21 protein-coding genes are annotated in these 24,046 nt (G+C 59.2%); 12 read left to right on the forward strand and 9 right to left on the reverse strand.

The features are described 5' to 3' along the window. Positions 1-38: 38 nt before the first annotated feature. The 11 genes from ACEWPJ_RS13015 (at position 39) to ACEWPJ_RS13065 (ending at position 12,543) form a co-directional block, all read left to right on the forward strand. The gene (locus ACEWPJ_RS13015; RefSeq protein ID WP_416513529.1) at positions 39-1,298 is read left to right on the forward strand and encodes an O-antigen ligase family protein; all 1,260 of its coding nucleotides are present in this window, start codon (positions 39-41) and stop codon (positions 1,296-1,298) included. After that, positions 1,291-2,556: a lipopolysaccharide biosynthesis protein gene (locus tag ACEWPJ_RS13020; RefSeq protein ID WP_416513530.1), complete on the forward strand. Its 1,266-nt coding sequence runs from the start codon at positions 1,291-1,293 to the stop codon at positions 2,554-2,556. Before ACEWPJ_RS13015 ends, ACEWPJ_RS13020 begins: the two co-directional genes overlap by 8 nt. Further along, a complete protein-coding gene (locus ACEWPJ_RS13025) occupies positions 2,553-3,317 on the forward strand; it encodes a class I SAM-dependent methyltransferase (RefSeq protein WP_416513531.1) in 765 nt (254 codons plus the stop codon). The genes ACEWPJ_RS13020 and ACEWPJ_RS13025 overlap by 4 nt, the downstream gene beginning before the upstream one ends. Further along, positions 3,310-4,449 (forward strand): glycosyltransferase family 4 protein, encoded by a 1,140-nt coding sequence (locus tag ACEWPJ_RS13030; RefSeq protein ID WP_416513532.1) that lies wholly within the window; start codon positions 3,310-3,312, stop codon positions 4,447-4,449. The genes ACEWPJ_RS13025 and ACEWPJ_RS13030 overlap by 8 nt, the downstream gene beginning before the upstream one ends. Then, entirely contained in the window at positions 4,442-5,599 is a 1,158-nt protein-coding gene (locus ACEWPJ_RS13035; RefSeq protein WP_416513533.1) for a glycosyltransferase, read from the forward strand. Before ACEWPJ_RS13030 ends, ACEWPJ_RS13035 begins: the two co-directional genes overlap by 8 nt. Then, entirely contained in the window at positions 5,596-6,393 is a 798-nt protein-coding gene (locus ACEWPJ_RS13040; RefSeq protein ID WP_416513534.1) for a glycosyltransferase family 2 protein, read from the forward strand. The genes ACEWPJ_RS13035 and ACEWPJ_RS13040 overlap by 4 nt, the downstream gene beginning before the upstream one ends. A gap of 196 nt (positions 6,394-6,589) precedes the next feature. Continuing rightward, a complete protein-coding gene (locus ACEWPJ_RS13045; protein WP_416513535.1) occupies positions 6,590-8,005 on the forward strand; it encodes a mannose-1-phosphate guanylyltransferase/mannose-6-phosphate isomerase in 1,416 nt (471 codons plus the stop codon). 122 nt (positions 8,006-8,127) lie between these two features. After that, positions 8,128-10,239 carry a YjbH domain-containing protein gene (locus ACEWPJ_RS13050; protein WP_416513536.1) on the forward strand — a complete coding sequence of 704 codons (2,112 nt, stop codon included), beginning with the start codon at positions 8,128-8,130 and terminating at the stop codon, positions 10,237-10,239. Next, positions 10,236-10,829: a YjbF family lipoprotein gene (locus tag ACEWPJ_RS13055; RefSeq protein ID WP_416513537.1), complete on the forward strand. Its 594-nt coding sequence runs from the start codon at positions 10,236-10,238 to the stop codon at positions 10,827-10,829. The genes ACEWPJ_RS13050 and ACEWPJ_RS13055 overlap by 4 nt, the downstream gene beginning before the upstream one ends. Before the next feature lie 31 nt (positions 10,830-10,860). Then, a complete protein-coding gene (locus ACEWPJ_RS13060) occupies positions 10,861-12,216 on the forward strand; it encodes a polysaccharide biosynthesis/export family protein (protein WP_416513538.1) in 1,356 nt (451 codons plus the stop codon). Between the two features lie 60 nt (positions 12,217-12,276). After that, positions 12,277-12,543, forward strand: a complete 267-nt coding sequence (locus ACEWPJ_RS13065; RefSeq protein ID WP_416513539.1) for a hypothetical protein — start codon at positions 12,277-12,279, stop codon at positions 12,541-12,543. 20 nt (positions 12,544-12,563) lie between these two features. On the opposite strand, the gene ACEWPJ_RS13070 is transcribed toward ACEWPJ_RS13065, so the two are convergent. The 4 genes from ACEWPJ_RS13070 to ACEWPJ_RS13085 all read right to left on the reverse strand — a co-directional run bounded on the left by ACEWPJ_RS13070 (position 12,564) and on the right by ACEWPJ_RS13085 (position 17,395). Then, complete coding sequence (locus tag ACEWPJ_RS13070; RefSeq protein WP_416513540.1) at positions 12,564-13,418, reverse strand: ABC transporter permease; 855 nt, start codon at positions 13,416-13,418, stop codon at positions 12,564-12,566. 4 nt (positions 13,419-13,422) lie between these two features. Then, a complete protein-coding gene (locus ACEWPJ_RS13075) occupies positions 13,423-14,985 on the reverse strand; it encodes an ABC transporter permease (RefSeq protein ID WP_416513541.1) in 1,563 nt (520 codons plus the stop codon). An 87-nt stretch (positions 14,986-15,072) separates the two neighbouring features. After that, the gene (locus ACEWPJ_RS13080) at positions 15,073-16,179 is read right to left on the reverse strand and encodes an extracellular solute-binding protein (protein WP_416513542.1); all 1,107 of its coding nucleotides are present in this window, start codon (positions 16,177-16,179) and stop codon (positions 15,073-15,075) included. A 115-nt stretch (positions 16,180-16,294) separates the two neighbouring features. Next, a complete protein-coding gene (locus ACEWPJ_RS13085; RefSeq protein WP_416513543.1) occupies positions 16,295-17,395 on the reverse strand; it encodes an ABC transporter ATP-binding protein in 1,101 nt (366 codons plus the stop codon). A 317-nt stretch (positions 17,396-17,712) separates the two neighbouring features. Here ACEWPJ_RS13085 and ACEWPJ_RS13090 point away from each other — a divergent pair, with 317 nt between their 5' ends. Further along, positions 17,713-19,317 carry an ABC transporter substrate-binding protein gene (locus ACEWPJ_RS13090; protein ID WP_416513544.1) on the forward strand — a complete coding sequence of 535 codons (1,605 nt, stop codon included), beginning with the start codon at positions 17,713-17,715 and terminating at the stop codon, positions 19,315-19,317. 52 nt (positions 19,318-19,369) lie between these two features. On the opposite strand, the gene ACEWPJ_RS13095 is transcribed toward ACEWPJ_RS13090, so the two are convergent. Genes ACEWPJ_RS13095 through ACEWPJ_RS13115 form a run of 5 tightly spaced genes read right to left on the reverse strand, consistent with a single transcriptional unit; the run spans position 19,370 to position 23,824 of the window. After that, complete coding sequence (locus tag ACEWPJ_RS13095; protein ID WP_416513545.1) at positions 19,370-20,092, reverse strand: SDR family NAD(P)-dependent oxidoreductase; 723 nt, start codon at positions 20,090-20,092, stop codon at positions 19,370-19,372. Next, positions 20,085-20,642: a DUF3833 domain-containing protein gene (locus ACEWPJ_RS13100; RefSeq protein WP_416513546.1), complete on the reverse strand. Its 558-nt coding sequence runs from the start codon at positions 20,640-20,642 to the stop codon at positions 20,085-20,087. The genes ACEWPJ_RS13095 and ACEWPJ_RS13100 overlap by 8 nt, the downstream gene beginning before the upstream one ends. Next, entirely contained in the window at positions 20,635-21,792 is a 1,158-nt protein-coding gene (locus ACEWPJ_RS13105; RefSeq protein WP_416513547.1) for a class I SAM-dependent methyltransferase, read from the reverse strand. The genes ACEWPJ_RS13100 and ACEWPJ_RS13105 overlap by 8 nt, the downstream gene beginning before the upstream one ends. Next, positions 21,792-22,547 carry a DUF1365 domain-containing protein gene (locus ACEWPJ_RS13110; RefSeq protein ID WP_416513548.1) on the reverse strand — a complete coding sequence of 252 codons (756 nt, stop codon included), beginning with the start codon at positions 22,545-22,547 and terminating at the stop codon, positions 21,792-21,794. Before ACEWPJ_RS13110 ends, ACEWPJ_RS13105 begins: the two co-directional genes overlap by 1 nt. Further along, the gene (locus tag ACEWPJ_RS13115) at positions 22,544-23,824 is read right to left on the reverse strand and encodes an NAD(P)/FAD-dependent oxidoreductase (RefSeq protein ID WP_416513549.1); all 1,281 of its coding nucleotides are present in this window, start codon (positions 23,822-23,824) and stop codon (positions 22,544-22,546) included. Before ACEWPJ_RS13115 ends, ACEWPJ_RS13110 begins: the two co-directional genes overlap by 4 nt. Positions 23,825-24,046 lie beyond the last annotated feature (222 nt).

Here is a 24,046-nt window from a genome sequence, read left to right on the forward strand (position 1 = left end):
AACCAACGGCACGACTCTGCGGGACGCGCTTCTAAGGTATGATATCGACGCCCGATCAGATTGGCGGTGACGGACGCCCTGATAGCGGCTGGTCCGCCTTGCCGTTGATTTTGGCGCTTTACGGATATGAAATCGTGGCGCCGTTTCTCGAATTCGTCGGCGCGGGGCGCGGGGTATCATCCATCCTGCGGTTCGGCATCCTTGCGATGACACTCTGCTTACTACCACGCCTAGGGTTCCGTCTGTCGCGGGCGAGCTTCCTCCTGCTGCCTTTCCTTTGCTTTGCGTTGCTCTACGCGCTGCGACTGATCGAAAACCACTACCTGCGGGGGCTGGTCTGGGCCGATGACCCGGTGCGGGGGCTGTTTTTGTTGGTCGGCGCAGGGGTCGTTCCCGGAGTGATCCTAGCGACTTACAGCCTGCGAATATCCGAAACCAGGCTGTTCCGAGCAGTTCTAACCTGCGCCGCAGTCTACTGCGTGGGGTTAACGCTCAACCTCGATACGCTCGCCGCGCAGGTGGAGTTCGGGCAGGCGGCGCTTGGCAAATTGAACCCAATTTCGCTGGGCGCGCTGTCGGTGTCATTCGCGCTATGCCTGCTGCTGTTGCCCGCACAAGGACAGGCAAGCGCCATAACAAAGTGGTTGGTGATCGGCGTGCTTTTGGCTGCGACGGCGTATTCGCAGGCGCGCGGGCCGCTCGTGTCATTTGGGGTGACGCTCGCGCTGATGGCCATTCTGATGCGGACAAAGGATCGGCGCGCGATACTTGGCGCGACGGTTTTGCTGTTCGGGTTGGTCGCCATTCTGTCCGCCGTTTCCGGGCAGGATATGATCGGGCGGGCCATCGGGCGGTTCCTGTTGTCATCGCACGATTTTATCTCTGCCGATCACGATACTGCATCCTTAAGGCTTGTCAGTTGGCATGTCGCGTGGGCGCAATTCCTGGATCACCCATTCGCCGGAGACATCGTCTATTCGCGGTTTCTTAACCAATACCCGCACAATTATCTGCTGGAGTCTTTGATTTCGGTCGGCGTGCTCGGCACCACTGTCTTGATCGTGTATCTCGGCCTGTGCGGGCGGGCGGTGCTCCAGATCATTCGGTCACACCAAGTGTCGCGGGTCGACATCGTCCTGATCGCGCTGCTGATAAAGGAGTTCACCGCGCTCCAGTTCTCCGGCGCGATTTGGAGCGGGACGGCCTATATCGTTCTGTCCTTCGCAGTATTAGTGCGGTCCGCCTACTACCGCGTGCCGGTGACCGAACGCGCGACCCGGAACTTCCGATATGCGTAGCGGCACCGCAATCGTGCTGGGCGGCACCGTGGGCGCACAGGTGATCGGCTTTGCTGCGCTCCCGATCCTGTCGCGGCTGTATGACCCGGCGGCCTTTGGGCAGTTCCAGACCTTCATGTCCGCACTGCTTGTCATCATGCCGCTGGCGGCGTTGCGGTATGAATACGCGATCTTGCGGGTGCGGTCGGGCGTTGGTTTGGTGACGGCAATAGCGCTTTGCCTCGGGCTAAATCTGCTGCTCCCGCTGCTGTTGCTCGGTCTGACCTACGGGGTCCGATATCTCGCACCCAACATGCTGCCGGACATCCTCGGGGTCGGGCCGTGGCTGGCCGTCGGCGCCTTGGCGGTCGGGCTGCTTCAAACCGCCAGTCAATTGCCGGTGCGCCAGAAAAATTACCGCATGATCGCGCTCAGCCGGGTATCGCAGACATCTGTGTTTCAGGTCAGCGCGATGATCGCCGGAGCAAACTCCCACACGCCATCGGCGCTAATCCTAATCCTGTGCGACGTGTTGGGCCGCCTGCTTGCTGCGGCGCTTTTATTCGTAAGCTGGCTACGAAGCGCACCTGGGCTGGCCGCACCTTCCCTACGCGGCACCCGGCGGATCGCCCGAACCTATCGCAGCTACCCGTTTTTTTCGGTTCCATCCAGCCTTGTCAGCGCGCTCAGCGCGGCGGTCCCGTTCTTTGCAATTTCGCTGATATTCTCCGCCGAAGCGTTGGGGCAATTCGCGATGGCATGGCGCGTCGTGTTCATGCCAATCGGACTGGTCGCCTTCGCCCTATCGCAAGTATTGAACGCAGAGCTTTCGCAGACATTGCGCGGAGCAAACGACGGCGACGCACGGCCAATCCGACAGCTCGTCAGCAAAATGGCTTTGCTCGCGATCGTCCCTTCTGCGCTGATATACCTCGCTGCGCCCAGCGCGTTTTCCATCGTTCTGGGGGCGGATTGGGTTGAGGCCGGGCAAATCGCAGCGGCGATGGCGCCGCTGGTGTTTTTCATGGGTGTCCACAGCCCGATCAACACCGTGCTCGTCGTCATCGGGCACCCACATCTGCAACTGGCGTGGGAGGCGGCGCGGCTTTGCCTTCTGCTGATGTTCTGGGCAGCGACTGACGCGAGCGCCGCGCCTGACCTGATCCATACAACAACACAATTCGGCGTTTTGATGAGCGGTTGTTCCGCCGCCTATCTCGCCCTCGTGTTTTACGTCACTGAGAGGGGCCGCCTATCGACATCGAGGGTTGCCACATGAGCGGTCTGCTGACGAAATTCGTTGCCGCCAATCGCAGGGCCGCCAAATGGTGCGAGCGTCAATTTCCGTCAATTTTCGCCTCCCCAAGCTATAAGGCAGAGCTTGAACGCCGTATTCAGAGCGATATCGCGAGCCGCGCCCCCAAAACCATCCTCGAAATCGGAGGCATTGATCGCCCGTTGCTCGCCCGGGGCAAAGGCTTTGACTATGTCGGCCTCGATATCGAAGAAAAGCCGCGATGCGCCGATATTTACGACCGTTTTCTGGTCCAATCGGTTGAAGAAACCACCGACCTTCGCGCCGATATGGCAATCTCAATCACCGTGCTGGAACACGTGCCAAACAATACCGCCGCCGCTAGAACGATCTTTCGTGCCCTAAACGAAGGCGGGACCACGCATCATTACATCCCGTCGAAATGGCACCCCTATTCGGTCGCGTTGCGTGTGGTTGGACCGACGTTGCAGAAAAAACTGATCGCGCTTCTTCGCCCGGCTGCGAAGGGTGTTTCGGGTTATCCCGCTTATTTTGACCACTGCTCGCCCTGCGCGATGGAGCGGTTATTCCGCAACGTTGGCTACGACAATATCGAGGTGCAGGCGTTCTACCGGGCCAGCGATTACTTCGCGTTCTTCCTGCCTATCTATGTCGTCATCGCCCTGTTCGAAAACCTTTGCCGGGGCCTTCGGCTGCGCGGCGTCGCCTCTGGCTTTGTCATCAGCGCGGAACGTCCTGCCGTGAAAGGCCCGGCGGATGCGTAGCGTATCGGAACGGCGCATCATCGTGGTCCAACCGGCCCTGCCCGCTTATCGGTTGGATTTCTTCGACCGTTTGGCGACGTCGCTCGGCCCTCTGTTCAGGGTCTATGCGTCACGTAGCGAGATGAGCGGCCTTTCGATCCGTCAAACCCCACCGTGGTTGAACACGTTAGACCAGATGCGCAACCCGATACGGGGGATGGAGTGGCAACCGGGCGCGATCAGCATTGCGATCCGACGCGGCGATATCCTTATTGTGTGCGGCGCGCCGCGATGCCTCAGCACGCTTGCCCTGATGATCAAAGCGCGGCTGATTGGTGCCAAGACGGTTTGGTGGGGCCATTATTGGAGCGCGACGAGCATCGCGTGGCGGCATCGGTTTCGACTACTGTCGATGCGCCTCGCGGATGCCGTTCTTTTCTATACGGATCAAGAGGTTGAAGCCTACCGACAGAAGGAAAGTCGCCACGACGGTCGGGTGATTTCCGCGCTGAACAACGGCATCAATGTCGCGCCTATTAAACCGTTGCGCCTGCCCTATGACGCCGGGATGAGGCCCAATCGCCTGCTGTTCATCGGGCGGCTGACCGAAAAGGCGCGGCTTGATCTGTTGCTAGGGGCGTTGGCCGATCCGCATCTATCGGGTGTCGACCTTCAAGTGATCGGCGATGGTCCGAATGCCGCCACGCTAAAGGCGCAAGCCGACGCTCTGGGCCTCGACGCTCGCGTCACGTGGCACGGCGCACAAACCGACGAAGCTCAGGTCGCCGCTATCGCGAACACCTGTCGCCTGTTCGTCTACCCCGGCGCCGTCGGGCTAAGCCTGCTCCACGCGGCCGCTTATGGCCTCCCGGCCATCGTCCATAAGGATCGCGCCACGCATATGCCAGAGATTGCGGCGTTTGAAGGCGGACGAACCGGGGGGGCGTTTTCAAAGGGTGTTGTCGCGTCATTGGTCGAAACGATCACCGATGCGCTCAGCAGTACCCAAGTGCTCAACAGATGGTCGGCGGCGGCGATGCAGAAAGCCGATGAGGAGTTCAACACCGAACAGATGGCGGCGCGGTTTTTGACGCTGATGGCCAAACTTGCCCCGTTGCCGGATGCTAAGCCCGCCGAGGTGTGCAATGGGTAGCCGCCCGATGAAAGTCGCGCTTGTCACCTCAGCCGTGTCGACCAACGGCGGTGGAGTCACGACGGTCGTGGAGGCTGCTTCGGCCGCATTGCAACGTCGCGGGCTGGATGTGCGGGTCTTCGGCCTCGCCGATGCGAAGTGGCTTCACGAAGACGAAACGGCGTGGAAGGGCGCGCCAGTCCGCGCCTATCAAACGCGCGGACCACGAGCATTTGGATACGCGCCGGGCATGTTGCGCGACCTGGTCGATTGGAATCCCGACATTGCACATACCCACGGGCTTTGGATGTATCCATCCCGCTGCGTAACCCAATGGGCGGCGCGAACCGGTATGCCCCACATCGTCAGTCCGCACGGAATGCTGAGCGGTTGGGCGCGGCGGCGATCACGTTGGAAAAAGACAGTTGCGCTCGCGCTCTATGAAGGGCGGCACCTGCAAACCGCCGCCTGGGTTCAGGCCCTATGCGCGCCGGAACAAGCCGACATCCGCGCCGCCGGCGTTAGGGCGAAAATCACCCAGATCCCAAACGGTGTAGAGCGGGTTGTTCATCCCGTTACCGACCCCGCGCCGTGGGCGGATATGATTTCGCCCGACAAGAATGTAATGCTATTCCTCGGCAGGCTCAGCCCGCAGAAGAACCTACTGCCGTTTTTGCAATGCTGGAAAGATGCAACTGAAGACGGCGCCGGGCGCGGCTGGCACTTGGCGATCGCGGGGTGGGATCAGTTCGGCTATGAACGCGCTTTGCAGGGTGACGTCGCAAATTTAGGGATCGAAGACCGCGTGTCGTTCCTCGGCCCGATCTTCGGCGCACGGAAAGCCGCCGCCTATGCGAACGCCGACGCGTTCGTCTTGCCATCGGTGAGTGAGGGGCTGCCGATGAGCGTTTTGGAAGCCTGGGCGCATGGTTGCCCGGTATTGATGACCGAAGCGTGCAATATCCCCGAAGGTTTTGCGACAGGCGCTGCTTATAAAATTTGCACAAATCGAACAACAAAGCGCGATAATCTAAGCGTTTTTCTCGAATCATCTATAGATTATCGAATATCTTTCGCGAAAGCGGGCCAAAAACTCATCGAAGACCGTTTCGACTGGGATCGCGTCGCAGAACAGCTTCAATCCAGCTATGAGGAGTGCGTGTCAGAATGACAATATGCAGCTTTGAACGCCCACAAACGGCGCAGTCAACAAACGCGGACATTCCCACTATTTCGGTCATCACGGCGGTCTACAATCGGCACGCGACCGTCGCGCAGGCCATCCAAAGTGTGCAGGAACAAACGCATCCGAAGGTGGAGCACATCATTCAAGATGGCGGATCGAATGACGGAACGCTTGATGTCATCTCAGGCGTTGCGACGCCCCAGACCCGTGTGGTCAGCGCGCCGGATCACGGTATCTACGACGCGCTGAACCGGGGGATTGCACGGGCGACCGGCGATGTGATCGGGGTGATGCACGCAGATGATTTTTTCGCGTCGGACTCCGTGCTTCAGCAGGTTGCCGACGTCTTCACCGACCCGGATATTGACGGTGTTTACGGCGACCTTGATTACATTTCAGCCGCCGACCCCCCGCGCGTTATTCGGCGTTGGACGTCCGGCCCGTTTCACCCCGGCCTACTCCGGCGCGGATGGATGCCACCGCACCCGACGCTTTACCTGCGCCGCCGGGTGTTTGAGCGGTTGGGCAACTACGATACCCGCTATCAAATCTCGGCCGATTACGATGCGATCCTGCGATGGCTACGGGGCGGCCAGTTGCGGCTGGCCTACATTCCCGATGTGCTGGTCAAAATGCGCGTTGGCGGCGAAAGCAACCGATCGCTTGAGCGGATCATCCAGAAAAGCCGCGAGGATTATGACGCAATCCGCCGTTGCGGTGTCGGGGGACTTGGCACGTTGTTTTTGAAGAACGTCAGTAAAATCAGCCAATTCACCTGAAGGACGGGATTCGCCACCGATGTCACGCAGTTCGAAAAAACGGGCGGGCAGGCAAAAATTTCGCTCGAACAAGGTTTGCGCCATACTTATGCTTCGTTTGTGAAAGAAATAGACGTGTTAAGATTGTAGGGTCTGGGCCATTTCCGGTTTGATCCGTTTGTTTTGTTGGCCGAATATTCTCGGAAAAGGACGATAGATGATTCATCCAGTCATTTTGTGCGGCGGTTCTGGCACGCGACTTTGGCCCCTGTCGCGGAAGAGCTACCCGAAGCAATTTGCGAAACTCGCGTCGTCAGACACGCTTTTTCAAGCAACGGCCTTGCGGTTGTCGGGTGAAATCTACGCTGCGCCAACGATCATCACGGGGTCCGACTTCCGCTTTATCGTGACGCAGCAATTGGCCGAAGTGTCCGTCGATCCTGGCAGCGTGCTAATTGAACCGGAGGGGCGCAACACCGCGCCCGCTGTTCTGGCCGCTGCGCTGCATATCCACGCGCAAGACCCGGATGCGCTGTTGCTCGTCGCGCCGTCGGACCACGTTATCACCGATGACGCCGCCTTTGCTGCGGCGATCCAAGCGGGCGAAACCGCCGCGCGGGACGGCACACTCGTGACCTTCGGGATCACGCCGGATCGGCCGGAAACAGGCTACGGCTACCTCGAACTCGCCTCCCTCAGCGCAGAAGGCGGGCCGGTCCCGCTGAAACGGTTTGTCGAAAAACCGGACCGGAAACGCGCGGAAGAGATGCTGAGCGCAGGCACATTCCTTTGGAACGCCGGGATATTCCTGTTCTCGGCCAAGGCAATCCTCGCAGCATTTGAAACCCACGCACCGGAGTTAACCAAAACCATTCGCAGCGCGGTTGACGGGGCGAAGGCCGATCTGGGCTTTCTGCGGCTTGACCCCGAAGCGTGGGCCGAGGCGGAGAATATCTCAATCGACTATGCGATCATGGAAAAGGCCGACAACCTTAGCGCGGTTCCATTTTCCAACGGATGGTCAGACCTCGGCGGCTGGAACGCGGTTTGGCGTGAACAATCGCCGGACGATAATGGCGTCGCGATGTCAGGTCCGGCGACGGCGATTGACTGTAACAACACCTTGCTGCGGTCCGAGGATGAGGATCTGGAGCTTGTCGGCCTTGGCCTGAACAACATTATCGCGGTCGCGATGCCTGATGCGGTTCTCGTCGCGGATATGGACCGCGCACAAGATGTGAAAGAGGCCGTCGCGGCGCTGAAAAAGAAGAAAGCGATTCAGGCCGAACAATTCCCCCGCGATCACCGCCCGTGGGGGTGGTTTCAGTCGATTGCCATGGGCGACCGATTTCAGGTGAAGCGGATCGTCGTTCACCCCGGAGCAGCGCTAAGCTTGCAAAGCCATGTTCACCGATCAGAACACTGGATCGTCGTTGAAGGCAGCGCGCTTGTCACCATTGGCGAGGACAAGCAGTTGGTGAGTGAAAATCAATCCGTTTACGTGCCGCTGGGGGCCGTGCACCGCATGGAAAACCCCGGCAAGGTTCCGATGGTGTTGATCGAAGTGCAGACCGGCAGCTACCTCGGCGAAGACGATATCGTTCGCTACGAGGACGTCTACGCAAGGGGGTAGTGGCGCATACGCGAACACTGGTCACGAAAAGCACTTTTAGGTTGTTTTTAGGGCTTCATATTCCCGTATAAGGCTGGCAAAGTCGGTTCGACACTGACGCCGCCTTCGGAATACTGCCTTAAATGTTAACGACTTATGTACGAACTGCGGTGTCAGTCCTTGGTTTCGCCGCGGCCATCCTGCCCGGTCCATCTCACGCTGACAAACACGACCGAACAACCCTATCCTTCTACGGAACCCCCGGCCTGATCGAAACACCGACAGCCGATGCGCTGCCCGACGGCACGTTGGCCGTCACGACCTCCCATTTCGGCGCAACGCTCCGCAACACGCTCACGTTTCAGATCACACCACGGCTTTCGGGCAGTTTCCGATACTCCGTCATTGATGCGTTCAACTACGGCGGCACTGAAGATCGACTTGACCGAAGCTTTGACCTCACCTTTCGCCTTCAGGACGAAGGCGCGGTCCGCCCCGCGATCAGCATCGGCCTGAGGGATTTTATCGGCAGCGGCATCTACAGCAGTGAATACGTGGTCGCGAGCAAATCTATCGGAGACCGCGTGCGGATCAGCGGCGGCATCGGGTGGGGGCGGCTTGGCAGCAAGAACGGGTTCGCCAATCCGTTCGGCCATCTTTGGGGCGGCTTCAACACCCGCCGGCCCTTTCAGGATGGCGTCAACAAGGGCGGAGAGATCGAGGCAAACCAGTGGTTTCGCGGCGATGCGGCGCTGTTTGGCGGGGTGGAGTGGCGGGCAACCAACCGGTTGACCGTATTGGCGGAGTATTCGTCAGACGCCTACGTGCCGGAAACGGATCGCGGTTTGGCAGCGCATCGCTCGCCATTCAACTTCGCGGTTAGTTACCGGATGTCGGATCGGCTGACCCTCGGCGGATATTACCTTTACGGCACCGACATCGGCCTAAGCCTGTCCTACAATCTGAACCCGAAACATGCCCGACTGCCCTCCGGTCGCGAGGCTGCACCGCCACCGATAATCACTGGCGGCAACAGGCAGGCGGCGCGAGGCGACAAACTGTGGGAAACCGTCAGCAGCGGATTAGTGGGCCAACATTTGCAGTTGGACTCCCTGACGTTGCGCGGTCGCGAAGCAACCGCCCGCATCCAGAACGCCCACTACGACGCCGCGCCGCAAGCAATCGGGCGGGCGGCGCGGGTTTTGGCAAACTCTCTCCCGGCATCAATCGAAGACATCACTATCGTGCCCGTCGAAAACGGGCTGCCCCTATCCGCAATTCGGCTGCGCCGGTCGGACTTGGAGGCGTTGGAATTTGCACCTGATGGAGCGTGGCAATCCTATGTCCGCGCCGATATTCTTGACGCCTATCCGCTGCGAGTATCCACGACGGACTTTACTAAAGACGCCTATCCCAAGCTCGATTTCGGCCTGCGCGGCTATATCGCCCCCAGCCTTTTCGACCCCGACAGCCCGATCCGCGTCGATTTGGGTGCGGAGCTGTCACTTCGCTACTCGCCAGCACCGGGCGTCGTCGTATCTGGCGCGCTGCGGCAACCGGTGATCGGCAATCTGGATGATGCGACCCGCGTGTCGACCTCCGTCCTTCCGCATGTCCGCTCCGACGCGACGCGATATGATGCGGAGTCGGACCTCGCCATTCCCTACCTGACAGCCGCCTATTTCTTCCGCCCCGCGCCAAACCTTTACGGCCGCCTGACCGGAGGCTGGCTTGAGCGGATGTATGGCGGCCTATCGGCTGAACTGCTTTGGAAGCCCGTCGATAGCCGGATCGCCTTTGGGGCAGAGCTTAACTATGTCAAACAAAGGGATTTTGACGGCGGGTTTGGGTTTCGCGACTACGACATCCTGACCGGGCACGGTTCAATCTACTATGAAATGGGCAACGGATTTCACGCCCAAATCGACGCGGGGCGATACCTCGCTGGCGATTGGGGTGCGACGCTGACCCTTGATCGGGAGTTTGACAACGGCTGGCGGATCGGCGGGTTTCTGACGTTGACCGACGTGCCGTTCGATGACTTCGGTGAGGGATCGTTCGATAAAGGCATCCGCATTCAAGTGCCGCTGTCTTGGCTGACCGGAGAGCCGTCGCGCCGCGGCTTTGCCACCACGATCAGACCCGTCACGCGGGACGGTGGTGCACGGCTGAACGTGAACAATCGGCTTTACGAACTGACCCGCGGCTACCACGACCCACGCCTGAACGCGCGTTGGGGACGGTTCTGGCGATGAGGTGGTTTGCATTGATCCTGTGCTTCGGGCTGTTTGGTTGCGGAGCCGACGCGCCCGAGAACCCGGCGGCTCAGGCAGCGTTTGAACGCCGGGTTCAAACCGGGCATCCGACGATTATCGCATCTGTTGAAGAGGATGGCCGAGTCAGTTCCTTTGCCCGCGCCGCGCAGAACAAGAACGTTGAGACTTGGATCGGTGGCGATGGCGTGTCGCTGTCCTTCCGACACGGGTTACTGACGACAACGCGCGGGTTCGGGTGGGATCTGATGACGACCGACAATGCAGAGAGCGTGGCACTGGTCCGGCAACGGCAAATCGGCACTGCCATTCGCATCCATCGTTATTTGAACGGCGAAGGGCATCTGATCGCACGAAGCTTTGTCTGCGATGTCCGGTCGCGTGGGAAGCGAGACATCGAAATCAGCCCCGAAACCGTCCAAACCGTGCTGGTCGAGGAAGCCTGCACCGGAACGGATGACAGCTTTCGCAACCTTTATTGGATTGACACGCGGAATCACACAATCCTGCAATCCCGCCAGTGGGTTGGGCCGGAAATCGGCGCGCTCGCATTAAGGCTCACCAAGCGATGATCCAGCACCCAAATTACCGGAGAACCCCACGATGCGGATTTTGACAAGCGTCCTGCTAACCCTCTCGCTGTTTGGCTGCGGCGTCGCATATCAAAGCCCCGCCGTGCGGTCTGGTGCAAGCGACGGCGCCAAGGTTCGGGTGATTCCGTTGACGCCAGAATCCGTGCTTATCGCCAACCGATCGACCTATCGCCCGCAATCCCTGCCCGCCGCTTTCCGCCAAACCGCAGGCAACGGCGGCGCAGTTCGCGGGGCTGGCGCGCTGCCGTCACCCGCCTCTGCACCACAAACCCGCCCTTTGGAGGTTGAGGCCCGCTTGCCACCCCCGCCGTCCCCCGGCCCCTATCACATCGGTGTCGGCGACGTCGTGCTGCTGTCGACCCCACAGACCGGCACAACGGTCGAGGAACTTGCCGGCCTGCTCGCCGCGCAGAACCGCAGGCAGGGCTACACGGTGCAAGATGACGGCGCCATCGCGATCCCCGACGTGGGTCGCATCGCCATTGCCGGGATGACGCTGGAGGATGCAGAAGCCGCCCTGTTCCAGCGCCTCGTGGAACATCAGATCAGCCCGTCTTTCAGCCTCGAAATTGCGGAATTCAACTCTCGTCGTGTATCCGTTGGTGGTGCGGTGAAATCCCCGGCGGTGGTGTCCGTGACGTTGACCCCGCTTTATCTGGATGAGGCGCTGGCGGCGGCGGGCGGCCTGACCGCGCGGGATCGCACCCATGTCACGATCAGATTGCTCCGCGACGGCACGCTATATCGGATTCCGGCGAGCAATCCGGACGGCCAGCAGGATCGCATCAGGTTGATCGACGGGGACCGGGTGTTCGTCGATACGGGCTATGACCTTGAGCAGGCGCAGACCTATTTTGAAGAGCAGATCAGGTTATCCGAACTGCGCCAATCCGCGCGGCAAACGGCCCTGCAAAACCTCTCAACCGAAATCGCATTGCGCCGGGCGGAATTGGCCGAACGTCGTGAGACGTTTCAAGATCGGATCGAGCTTGACGCGGTGGGGCGGGATTACGTCTACCTCACGGGTGAAGTCGGGCGACAAAGCCGCGTCGCCCTTCCGTTCGACAACCGGGCAAGCCTTGCCGACGCGATCTATGGTGAGGGCGGTGGCATACCGACGGAAACGGCGAATGTCGGTCAGATATACGTGCTGCGCGGCTCAACCGACCCCCGAGAGTTTTCGGCCGTCACCGCATGGCATCTTGACGCGAGGAACGTCGCGAACATGCTGCTTGCCACGCGGTTTGAGCTGCGCCCCAACGACATCGTCTTTGTCGCCGAACAGCCCGTGACGAAGTGGGGGCGTGTGGTACGGCAGATCACGCCATCCCTGATCACAAGCCCGATTGTCGCAGCTGCGGATTAGCGTTCAGGACTTCTTAGGAAATTTCACGGACCGTGCCAGCGTATTGAGAGAGGTGCCGATATGATCGCGAAACTAAATCTGGTTGGTGTGCTTGCCCTGTTTGCGACGGCCGCAACTGCGCAAGAGGCAGCACCATGCGTCAGCCCTGCGACTGGGGCCGTCCTGCCAGCAGATGAGTGTCTGAACCTGCCCGACCAGACGCAGGCGACGAACTTCGTCGGCGGCCTCGCCCCAGCGGCCCTTGCGGGCAGCGGCGCAATCGCAGCCTTGGCGGGGGCAAGCTCCACCAACAACACCACCAGCACGACGGGAACAACGGCGCAGTAACGCGTGGTTCGAATTTTGGGTTAGGTCGGGCTCATCCCACGTAGGCGTTCTGAACGGCGACGGAGGAGTTCGACCACCGTCAACAGGATGATCGACACGCCCACAAGGATGGTCGCAACCGCCAAAATGGTTGGGCTGATCTGCTCTCGCAGTCCGGTGAACATCTGCCACGGCAGTGTTTTCTGACCGGATGACCCGACAAACAGCACTACGACAACCTCATCAAACGAGGTGATGAACGCGAACAATCCACCAGAAATCACACCGGGCAGGATCAGCGGCATCTGAACCTTGAAGAATGTCCGAACCGGCCCCGCCCCCATATTCGCCGCCGCGCGGGTCAGGCTTTTGTCGAACCCGACAAGCGTCGCGGTCACGGTGATGATCACAAACGGAATACCGAGCGCCGCGTGCGCCAGCACAACACCGACATAGGTGCCCTGCAGTCCAATCCGCGAATAGAAGAAATACATCCCAGCAGCCGAGATGATCAGCGGCACGATCATCGGCGAAATCAGGATCGCCATGATCGCACGACGGAACGGAACGTGCGACTGCGACAATCCAATCGCCGCCAGCGTCCCAAAGCTGACCGACAAGAGCGTCGCCGCAGGCGCAATCCGAACGGAGTTATAGAGGGCGCCCTGCCAATCGGAATTGGTAAAGAAATCCTCATAGTGCTTCAGCGAATAGCCTTCGGGCTTCAGCGACAGCATTTCGGGAGTAAAGGTAAAGAAGTCTTCGGCATTGAAGCTGAGCGGGATGATCGTGATGATCGGTGCAATCAGGAAAAAGAAGATTACCCCGCAGATAACGCGGAAGGCGTAGAACCAGATCCGCTGGCCCGTCGTTGCATATGGCGGCAAGCTGTTCATTGGTTCACCCTAGTTTCACGTTGTCGATGCCGACGATTTTGTCATAGGCCCAGTAAAGGATCAGAACCGCGGCCAGCAGGATCGTTCCGAGCGCGGCGGCCAGTCCCCAGTTCAGCGAACTTGAGATGTGGTAGGCAATCCGGTTGGAGATAAAGACACCCTTGGTGCCGCCTACCAGTTCCGGCGTGATGTAGTAGCCAATGGCGAGAATGAAGACGAGGATACACCCCGCCCCGATGCCCGGCACCGATTGCGGGAAGTAGACCCGCCAGAAGGCCGTCCAGTTCGTCGCGCCCAAGGATTTTGCGGCGCGGACATAGGTGACTGGGATCGTCTGCATCACCGAATAAAGCGGCAAAATCATGAACGGCAGCAAGATGTGCGTCATCGCGACGATCGTGCCGAACTGGTTGTTTATCATGATCAGCCTGTTGCCATCGGCCACGATGCCCAGCCAGACCAGAATGTCGTTGATCACCCCTTGCTGCTGCAACAGCACTTTCCAGGCCGAGGTTCGCACCAGAAGCGATGTCCAGAACGGCAGCAGGACGAGGATAAGCAGCATGTTTGAGGTCTTCGCCGACAGGTTCGCCAGCAGGAAGGCGATGGGGTAGCCAAGCAGGATACAGCTGAACATGATGGTCAGCGACATGAAGATCGTCCGCGCGAACAGCGTGATGTAGATGCGCTGCCCTTCGTCCTGCGCCTCAATCCCATCGGGGCCGAGTTGCAGATCAACGGAATTCAGGAAATATCCGGGCGTATAACGCGCCGCGTAGGTCTGGATTGTGCCCCAGACATTCGTGTCGCCCCAATCGTCGTCAATGTCGAGGAAAGCTTCTTTCAAGCTGATCGTTTCAAACCCGGAAACTGCAGCGTCGGCGGCAGCGACCAGTGACGCTGTTTCGCCCTCAAACTCCGGCGCGCCTTCGGCGGCAAGGTCCGAATAAAGCGCGGTGTAAACGAAATCCCACGGTTGTTCTGCCGCCGGATCGTCGCCCTCTTCATCGGTCATGATCCGGGCCCAGCCATCATAGGCGGAGCGCGTCTTCGGCAGGGCCTTTCCGGCCTCATCGATCAGCGTCACCCATGTGCCGGGGTCTTCCCATTTCGGGTCGAGCGCGACGAATTGGTCGGTGTAGACATCCGTGTCGATCCGTCCAACCCCACGGCCAGATTTACGGAACAGGGACGAAATGCCCGTGGTTTCATAGTTCAAGCGCGACCCAAGCCGGGTATGGGTCTTGAATTCGGTGGCGATCACAAGGTCGGTATAAAGCGCCTCATACACTACTTCGTCGGGCGCTTCTTCGCTATCCGCGTCCCAATCCCTAAGGGCGGTCACGGTGCGGGGCAATGTTTCTGACACGATCTGGTTTTCGACAGATCGGAACAGCATGTCGGCAATTGGTGCGATGAATGTGACCAGAATGAAAACCAACAGCGGCGCAATCAGCATCAGGGCGCGCATCTTTTCGCGGCGAAGCGCGCGGCGCAGGCTTGATTTCAGGGGTCGGCCATCTGCGGCCAGAACCGGGCCTGCATCTGCTTGGGTGGCGTCGCTCATGGTCATCCCTTCGGTCAGTTCACGTCATCGTCTTAGACGGTCGATAGGGTGGAGAGCGCCGCGAGGCGCCCTCCGAGTTTCGATGGCTTACTGAGACAGCCAAGCCTGGAATTTTGCATCCAGATCGTCGCGATAGTCAGCCCACCATTCGTAGTTGTAGAGGAACGTGTTGGTGGCGTTGTTCGGATCGGTCGGCATATGGGGTGCCATGTCGATACCAAGCTCTGCATGCTGACCGACCAGCGGTGCAGAAGACGCACGTGCCGGGCCGTAAGAGATGTATTTCGCCTGATCCGCAAGACGCTGCGTATCGGTTGCGAACATGATGTAGTCCAGCGCCCGCGCTTTGCGGTCGTCCGGCAGACCGGCCGGGATGATCCAACCGTCAAGGTCAAACACCTGCGCATCCCACAGCATGGCGACGGGCTGGTCCTGTTCTTCGATCAGGCTGAACAGACGACCGTTATAGGTCGAACCCATGATGACTTCGCCGTCCGCAAGAAGCTGCGGCGTGTCAGCACCAGCCGACCACCAGATCACGTCGTCCTTGATGGTGTCGAGCTTGGCAAAGGCTTGCGCCTGGCCTTCTTCGGTCTCAAGCACGTCGTAGACATCTTCAGCCGCGACCCCGTCGCACAGAAGCGCCCATTCCATGTTGTTGATTGCGCGCTTTTCAAGCGAACGGCGACCCGGATAGGTTTCCGTGTCAAACACGGCGCAAACGTCGGTCGGCGGATTGTCCCCAACCATGTCGGTGCGATAGCCGAACGTGGTCGAATAAACGATCTGCGGAATGAAGCAGTCGGAGACCAGCAGGTCGCCGAAATCTTCAGACGCAGGCGTGCCGTCCGGCGCTGGTGCCAGCATTTCGTCGTGGTCGATTTCCATCGCCAGACCTTCGTCGCACAGACGGATCGCGTCCGACGCAACAACGTCAACGACGTCCCATGTGATGTTGCCCGCTTCGTTCATGGCACGCAGTTTTGCGACAGCCTCGGCGGAGCTTTCATCGTTGATGATATTGACGCCCGTCTTTTCCATATAGGGGTTGTGATAGGCATTCTGCTGCGACGCAGAATAGGCTCCACCCCAGGACACGATCGTCATCTCATTGGCCATATGGCCGTCGGCAAACGCCGTGCCCGCCATCGCGGTCAGGGCAGTCATTGCCAGTAGAGATTTGGTTGGTTTCATTCTTGTTTCTCCCTAGTAGTCTCGGATCATGAAGTGTCAGCTCTGCGCGCCGAGACACGCGCGGGAACTCATACGAGGCTCTGTCAACGGTGACAGAACACCAAGGCAACTACCCCTAGGCATCAAGTGCCCGACAGTCTTCGGGTAGCCAGCCAATTTCGATCTCTTCACCCGGTTGCAGGCGCCGCTGGTCGGGCGCGTTACGGGTCTTGATAATAAAGTTGTCGTTTCCGGCGACGCGCAGGCGGGTGCGGAAAATGTCACCCATATAGATGAACTCCAGCACTTCGGCTTTGAGCGTGTGCGCGTCTTCGTGCAACCGTTCCTTGTTGTACTCCACCCGCTCGGGCCGAATGGAAACGCGGGTGCGTTCACCGGCTTCGGTCACGTTGACGGGCTTTGCATCGATCAGCCCGCCGCCATCGAGTTGAACCAGCGCGACGCCGTCCTTGATCTCTTTCACGACGCCTTCCATCGTGTTGTTCTCACCGATGAACTGCGCGACAAAACTGTTCTCCGGCGCTTCATACAGCTGATCCGGCGGCGCGAGTTGTTGAATCCGGCCATCGTCGAACACCGCGACCCGGTCTGACATCGTCAACGCTTCGGTCTGGTCGTGGGTGACATAGACAACAGTGATGCCAAGATTGTCGGCGATATGCTTAATCTCAAACTGCATATGTTCGCGGAGCTGTTTGTCCAGCGCGCCAAGTGGTTCGTCCATCAGAACCAACTCAGGCTCAAACACCAAGGCGCGGGCCAGTGCGATTCGCTGCTGCTGCCCGCCCGAAAGCTGCGCCGGACGGCGACCGCCAAACTCGCCCATCTGCACCATATCAAGCGCGCGTTGCACCTTATCGTTGCATTCGGATTTGCTGAGATTACGCACCTCAAGCGGAAAGGCGAGGTTTTCGGCAACCGTCATGTGCGGAAACAGCGCGTAGTTTTGAAAGACCATGCCGATCCCGCGTTTATGCGGCGGAATGTTGTTGATCGGCTGTCCACCAAGGCGAATATCGCCATGCGTTGCGGTTTCGAACCCGGCAAGCATCATCAGACAGGTCGTTTTGCCAGACCCCGATGGGCCTAGCATTGTCAGGAATTCGCCCTTTCCGATGGACAGGTTCAGGTCTTTGACGACAAGCGTTTCGCCATCATAGCTCTTTTGGACGTGCTCAAATACAACAAAGCCATCCGCCTCGGCGGTATCTGTCAAATTCCAGTCTCCCCTGTCTGTGTCCGACATTTCCAGTCGGTTTTGCATAGGCAAACATACCTCGTGTTACATATCAACAGGCGTGTTTGCATTTTTTGACACTCGGTTTCAGTGTTGGGTCGCCTGAAAGGCGCTCCTGACATCCGATCCGCTCTATACACAAAAATATTCTTTCACGTTTTGCAGAAAGCGATGTAGCCTCTCGACCGGAGAATGCTGAACGTTGCTTATCATAGATGCACCGATTTTCACGCGGCAGCCTGTCTGTCGTGTGATTCACTAATCCAAATCACAAAAGAAACTCAGGGAGAACAAACATGAAAAGCAGAAAAGATGCTTTTATCCAAGACCAGAAGATGCGCTTTGCATCAAAGCAGATTTCGCGGCGGCGCTTTATTTCGTCCGTCGCAGCGGCGGGCGTAACGATTCCGACCGCGCTGTCTTGGGCCGCACAGGCCGAAGCGGCGACGCCGGTCAAAGGTGGCCATTTCCGCGTGGGGACGGGGAACGGTTCGACCACGGATTCGCTTGATCCTGCGACATATGAAAACGATATGACCGCAACGCTGGCTTTTGCTTTCGGCAACCACCTGACCGAAGTTCGGCCCGACGGCAGCCTCGCCGGCGATCTGGCGGAAAGCTACGAATCCGACGATGCGAAAACATGGGTGTTCAACCTGCGCCAAGGTGTGGAATTCCACAACGGCAAGACCCTGACGCCGGAAGACGTCATCGCGTCGCTGAACTATCACCGCGGCGAGGATTCGAAATCCGCAGCGAAGGGCAATATCGAAAGCGTTACGGACATCCGGGCCGATGGAAACTCCGTCGTGTTTGAGCTTTCGGCGGCAAACGCCGACTTCCCGTTCCTGATCAGTGACTATCACTTCCCGATCCTGCCGGCCGAAGATGGCAAGATCGATCCGACCTCGGGCATCGGCACCGGCCCCTACGCAATTGATGAGTTCGAACCCGGCGTGCGCTTCCGCGGAACGCGGAACGCCAACTACTATAAGGACGGCGCTCATTTCGACTCTGTCGAGTATCTGTCGATCGTCGATCTGACCGCGCGGCAAAACGCGCTGTTGAACGACGAAGTGGATGTGATCGACCGTGTTGATCCGAAAACCGTTGCGCTGCTTGAACGTGCGCCGCACATCAACATCCTCGAAACCACGGGCACGCTGCACTACACCTTCCCAATGCGGGTCGATGCGGCACCCTTTGACAACTACGATCTGCGGATGGCGTTGAAACTGGCGATCAAACGTCAGGAACTTGTGGACAAAATCCTGCTTGGCCACGGTGCGCTTGGCAACGACCACCCGATTTCGACCGCCAACCAGTTCCACGCATCCGACCTTCCCCAGCGGGAATTCGATGCGGATTTGGCGCGCAGCCACTACGAAAAATCCGGTCACAGCGGCACGATCCAGCTTTCCGCATCGGACGCAGCCTTTGCAGGTGCGGTTGATGCGGCCCAGCTTATCGCGGCCTCCGCCGCCGAAGCCGGGATCGAAATCGAAGTGGTGCGCGAGCCGAGCGATGGTTACTGGTCCAACGTCTGGAACAAGAAACCGTGGTGTGCGTGCTACTGGTCCGGTCGTCCGACCGAGGATTGGATGTTCTCATCCGCCTACGTCGCGGGCACCGAATGGAACGACACCGCATGGCGGACCGGCGAAGCGGCAGAACGCTTCAACGAGGTCGTTGAACAGGCCCGTGCCGAGCTTGACCAAGCCAAACGCCGCGAAATGTATTTCGAGGCGCAGCAGCTGCTGAACGACGATGGCGGCGCGATGATCCCGATGTTCGCCAACTACATCGCGGGTCTGAACACCCGCGTTGCCCATGACGAAGCGATTGCGGCGAACTGGTCGCTTGACGGCAACAAGGCGATGGAACGTTGGTGGTTCGCATAAGTCAGCGATAGCCGGAAGAACACGGAAACGGCGGGGCAATCCCCGCCGTTTTCTATTTTGCGCCCCCGCCAAACACCCAGCGCGGCACAAGATGGCGAAGCCGGAACAGCCACGCGAACGGCGCGGGAAAATTTGTTTGAAACCGCCCGCTTTCCATCGCGCGCATGACGGTCCCTGCCGCCTTTTCGGCCGACATAAGCTGCGGCATGGCAAAATCGTTCTTCTCGGTCAGGCGGGTCTTGATGAAACCGGGGTTCATCAATTGCACTTTCACACCACTATGCCGCAGGTCGGCGTAAAGCGTATCGGCAAGGTGCATCAGCCCCGCCTTGCTCGCCCCGTAGCCGATCGCACCCGGCAAACCCCGAAACCCGGCGAGGGAGCCGATCAGAACGATATGCCCCGCGTTTTTCGAAACGAAATCCGGCACCACATGGCCAAGAACGTGAACCGCGCCCGTGAAGTTGGCGGCGCACATCGCCTCCACCTGCTCCGCGTTCCATTCCTGCGCGGTCATGGGTTGGTAGAGGCCGACGCAATAGATCACTCCGTCGATTTGCCCGACTTCGGAGGCCGCTTGCGCAACCGACACCCTATCGGTCACGTCCATCGGAACGACCAGCGGGTCACTGAGGGTCTTCGCCAGCTCCTCCAAACGATCCCTTGAGCGGGCAGAGATCACAAGGCGCGCGCCCCGCGCGTCAAGCGCCATCGCAAGCGCGCGACCCAGCCCCTCACTCGCACCGATGATCCAATACCGCTGCCCGTCAAACATCGGGGTGGGCGGGCCGGATCGTTGCGACCAGTTCCGCCACCTTGATCCCAAATTTGCGCATGACCGATTTGTTCATAAACGTCCCGTTTTCCATCAGATAGAGCCAGTCGGTCACATTCAGAACATGCCCGCCGGCATCCTCATCTAGCCGAATCCTATACCGCATACGGACCGTCGCGCCGGATTGCTGCCCCTCCGCAACCCCGATAATGTCTGACGCCGTCGCGGTGAACGCCCCGTTCTGGCCCATCTTGAGGTTCCATTGCCGTTCTTGCGTGGCACCGGTTGCATAATGAAACGTCTCGGCCAAAGTGCCGGTGTCGCCATCCCAATCCCCCTGCATCGGTGCAATAAATCGGGCGACGACATGCCCGCGCGGGCCATAGATGATCCCCTCGGAAAGCAGGGGGCCGGACAGGTGTTTCTGTATATCGACGACGGGCAGCGTGTCTTTGTAGTCCTCAGGCGATTGCGCGGTGAACCCAATGAACCGCCGAGCCAAAAGCACGCCGCCGATGAGGACTAGCAGAAGAAGCGCGAGTTCACTCATGACTCAACATCACTTGAACGACATTCGTTTGGCCGACCTCAAACGACGCGGCACATATGCCAAGGTAGAACTGCCAATTGCGGAAGAACCCCTCGCCAAATCCAAGGCCCATCACGCGTTCCCGGCTGGCGGTCAGGCGGTCGGCCCACAGCCGACAGGTTTGGGCGTAGTCTTTTCCGAAGGCAAAACTCTCCTGCACCGACAGACCAGCGCGTTTCGCTTGATCCGCGATCGCGCCATCCGACATCAGCATACCGCCCGGAAAGGTATAATGCCGGATATAGTCAGAGCCTTTTCGGTAAGTCTCCAGGTAGGAATCCGACACCGTGATCGCCTGAAGCATCGCCTGCCCGCCCTCGGCCAGTCGGTTCTTGAGGGTCGCGAAATACGTGGGCCAGTAACGCTCGCCCACCGCCTCAATCATTTCAATCGACACGATGTTGTCAAAACGCCCATCAGTCTGGCGGTAGTCCTGCAACCGGATATCGGCGCGACCATCAAGCCGCGCATCGGCATACCCCTTCTGCGACGGCGAAATGGTCAGCCCGGTCACATGGCGCCCTTGATCCGCCGCCCGTTCGGCGAACCCGCCCCAACCGCAACCGATTTCAAGCACGCGGTCGCCCTCGGGCAACCGGTCGAGGATGCGGTCGTATTTGCGGTTCTGCGCCCGCATCAAATCCGTATCGCCCGGCGCGAAAATCGCGGAGGAATACGTCATCCCCGGATCGAGCCAGAGCTGGTAAAACTCGTTCCCGACATCGTAATGCGCGCGGATGTTGCGCGACGCCCCACGCGGAGAATTCGCGCGCATGATCCGGTCGACCAAGCGAAACTTCAGACTGCTCCAGAAATTCGGGTAGGCGTAGGCGTCAAATTCGTCGAGGTTCAGCAGTGCGATGCGGGCAATGTCTTCAATCGAAGGCGTGTCCCAGCGGCCATCGACATAGGTTTCACCTAACCCAATGTCGCCCCGCGCCGCGCAAGCAGTCACGACTGACCAGTCGTGGATCACCATCTCGGCCTGCGGAGCGCCGGTGCCGAAATCGTGGATTTCGCCCTCAGGCGTGCGAATGCGAAGGCTGCCGCGTGTGATCCCGGCGCAGGTGTCGAGAAAATCCGCTTTGACCCGGTTCGTCAGAAAAAACATCAAGTGACCTCGTTACTCGGTGGCGCTGGCCGCGTGCGGTACCGCGCGCCTTTCAATTTCAAGCGCAAGGCTTGCCAGTGTATCAGAATGATCGTGCGAAGCGCCCCCAGCGGGCGGCGCACACTCGCCCCCAGAATGGCGCGATTGGTAAGCGGTTTTCGCTCACCCGTCAGCGTTGCGACAACACCGATGTTATCGTTGCGATGATCAATGCGGATCGCAATACGGTCGGGGTGGATGTTGAACGAAAAGACGTAATCCCCGGCAACGTCCTGAAACGGCGAGACGTGCATCACCTTGTCGGCGGTGATGCGATCCGTCGGCGAAATGACCGCGAAATCCGGTTTGCGGCAGATATAACTGTGACGGTCGCCAAACGTGTTGTTCACTTCGGCGATCACGACCTCTAGGTCATCGCCAGAAACCACCAGCCAGAAACTTACGGGGTTAAAGATGTAGCCCAGAAAGCGCGGCTGGGTCAGCAGGCGAATTTCCGATGACGCATGGCCGTCATATCCGTGGTCGCGCAGCACATCCCGCACCCATTCAACGCCCCGCCCCTGCCCCGGCAAACCGCCATGGTTGCGATCACGAACCGAGGTCAGATTGAACCCGTTTCGGCTAAACAAGGCGGGTCCAAGTTTCGCCTCTGGGTCGATCAAAACATAATCGACGCCATAGCGAAACGCATGTTTCAGCGCCCCTTTTCGGCCGTGCCATGTCTGACCCGCGATGTGTTCTGGCCAAACGCTCATACGAATTGCTTGTCCATCTGGCGGGCGATACGGACGGCGCTGGCAAAGCCGTCTTCGTGGAAGCCGTGCCGCGTGTAAGCGCCTGCAAACCAGGTGTTGTTCGCGCCTTGGATGGCGTTCAGGTCTGCCTGGGCGCGAAGGGCCGCATGGTCAAAGACCGGGTGGCGGAACGTCGTTTCATCATAGATCTTGGCGCTGGGCACGTCGTCAATCGGGTTCAGCGAAACAAACAGCGGATCGCTGTCCGGGATATTCTGCAACCGGTTCATCCAATAGGTCACGCCGATGGCGCTTGAGGGGCGTTTGTGATCGGCCTTGTAGACCCAGGACGACCAGCAGTCCTTGCGGCGCGGCATTTGTGTTTCGTCACAATGAAGAACCATCCGGTTGTCCTGATAGCGCAACGCGGAAAGGGCGCGGTGTTCTTGCGGAGTCGGTTGCGCCAACAGGCGCAGCGCGTCGTCGGAGTGACAGGCAAAAATCACCTGATCGAAGCACTGCCGCTCTCCGTTACCGAAACGAACCGTGCTTTCGACACCATCCCTCTCTACCCCATGCACGGGGGTTGCGGGTTTCAGAACCGCCCCGCAAAGTTCGAGGTGCTTGGCTAGACGCGAGACATACTCGATGCTGCCGCCATCGACCGTCCACCACTGATGCTGCCCGGTATGGCTAAGAAGCGCGTGGTTTCTGAAGAACTGGATCAGGGACCGCGCCGGAAACGCCCGGATTTCATCCGGTGGCGTCGACCAGATCGCGCCGCAAATCGGCATCAGGTAATAGCGCTGGAACCAATCGCCGAGGTTCATGTCGTCGACCAGATCGCCAATACTGACATCCGGGTCATCCGCCGCCTGTTCTGCCTTGGCATTGAACCGGAAGATGTCACGGACCATTCGCAGAAAGCCGGGGCGCAGCAGGTTCCTCCGCTGCCCGACAAGCGCCCGCAGATCGTTCAGCCCGTATTCAACTGCGCCTCCGTCAATCGTCGCGCCAAAGCTCATGTCACTTTTGGCGGCCGGGACGTTTAGATCATGGAACATCCGCGTCAGGTGCGGATAGTTCGCATAGTTGAATACGATGAACCCGGTATCGACCGGCTGATCGCCGTTTTTGCCCGCCAAAACGGTGCGGGCATGACCACCCAGATTGGCGCCACTTTCAAAAAGCGTCACGGCGTGCTGAGGGCTTAGCAGATAGGCCGCCGCAAGCCCGGAAATTCCACCCCCAATGATCGCAATTCTTTGTGGTTTTGTTGGCGCGGCGTCAAATGACATTAGTCTTCCTTTAAAATGCAACATGGATATTACGCGATCTCTCGTGCGTTAGATCAAAAAAGTGATCTATCCCTCGCAACAGTCCGTATCTCGGATATGATAAATGAAGAAATCCAAATGGCCCGCGGAACGAAACGTCAGCAGAGCGTGGCAAATTCGGCGGCGATATTGGGTAAGGGGCGTGACGGCGTTTTGGTAAATAAACCTGAGAAGGATAAGCTT

This window comes from Aliiroseovarius sp. YM-037, assembly GCF_048060095.1.
Taxonomy (GTDB): domain Bacteria; phylum Pseudomonadota; class Alphaproteobacteria; order Rhodobacterales; family Rhodobacteraceae; genus JBLUOA01.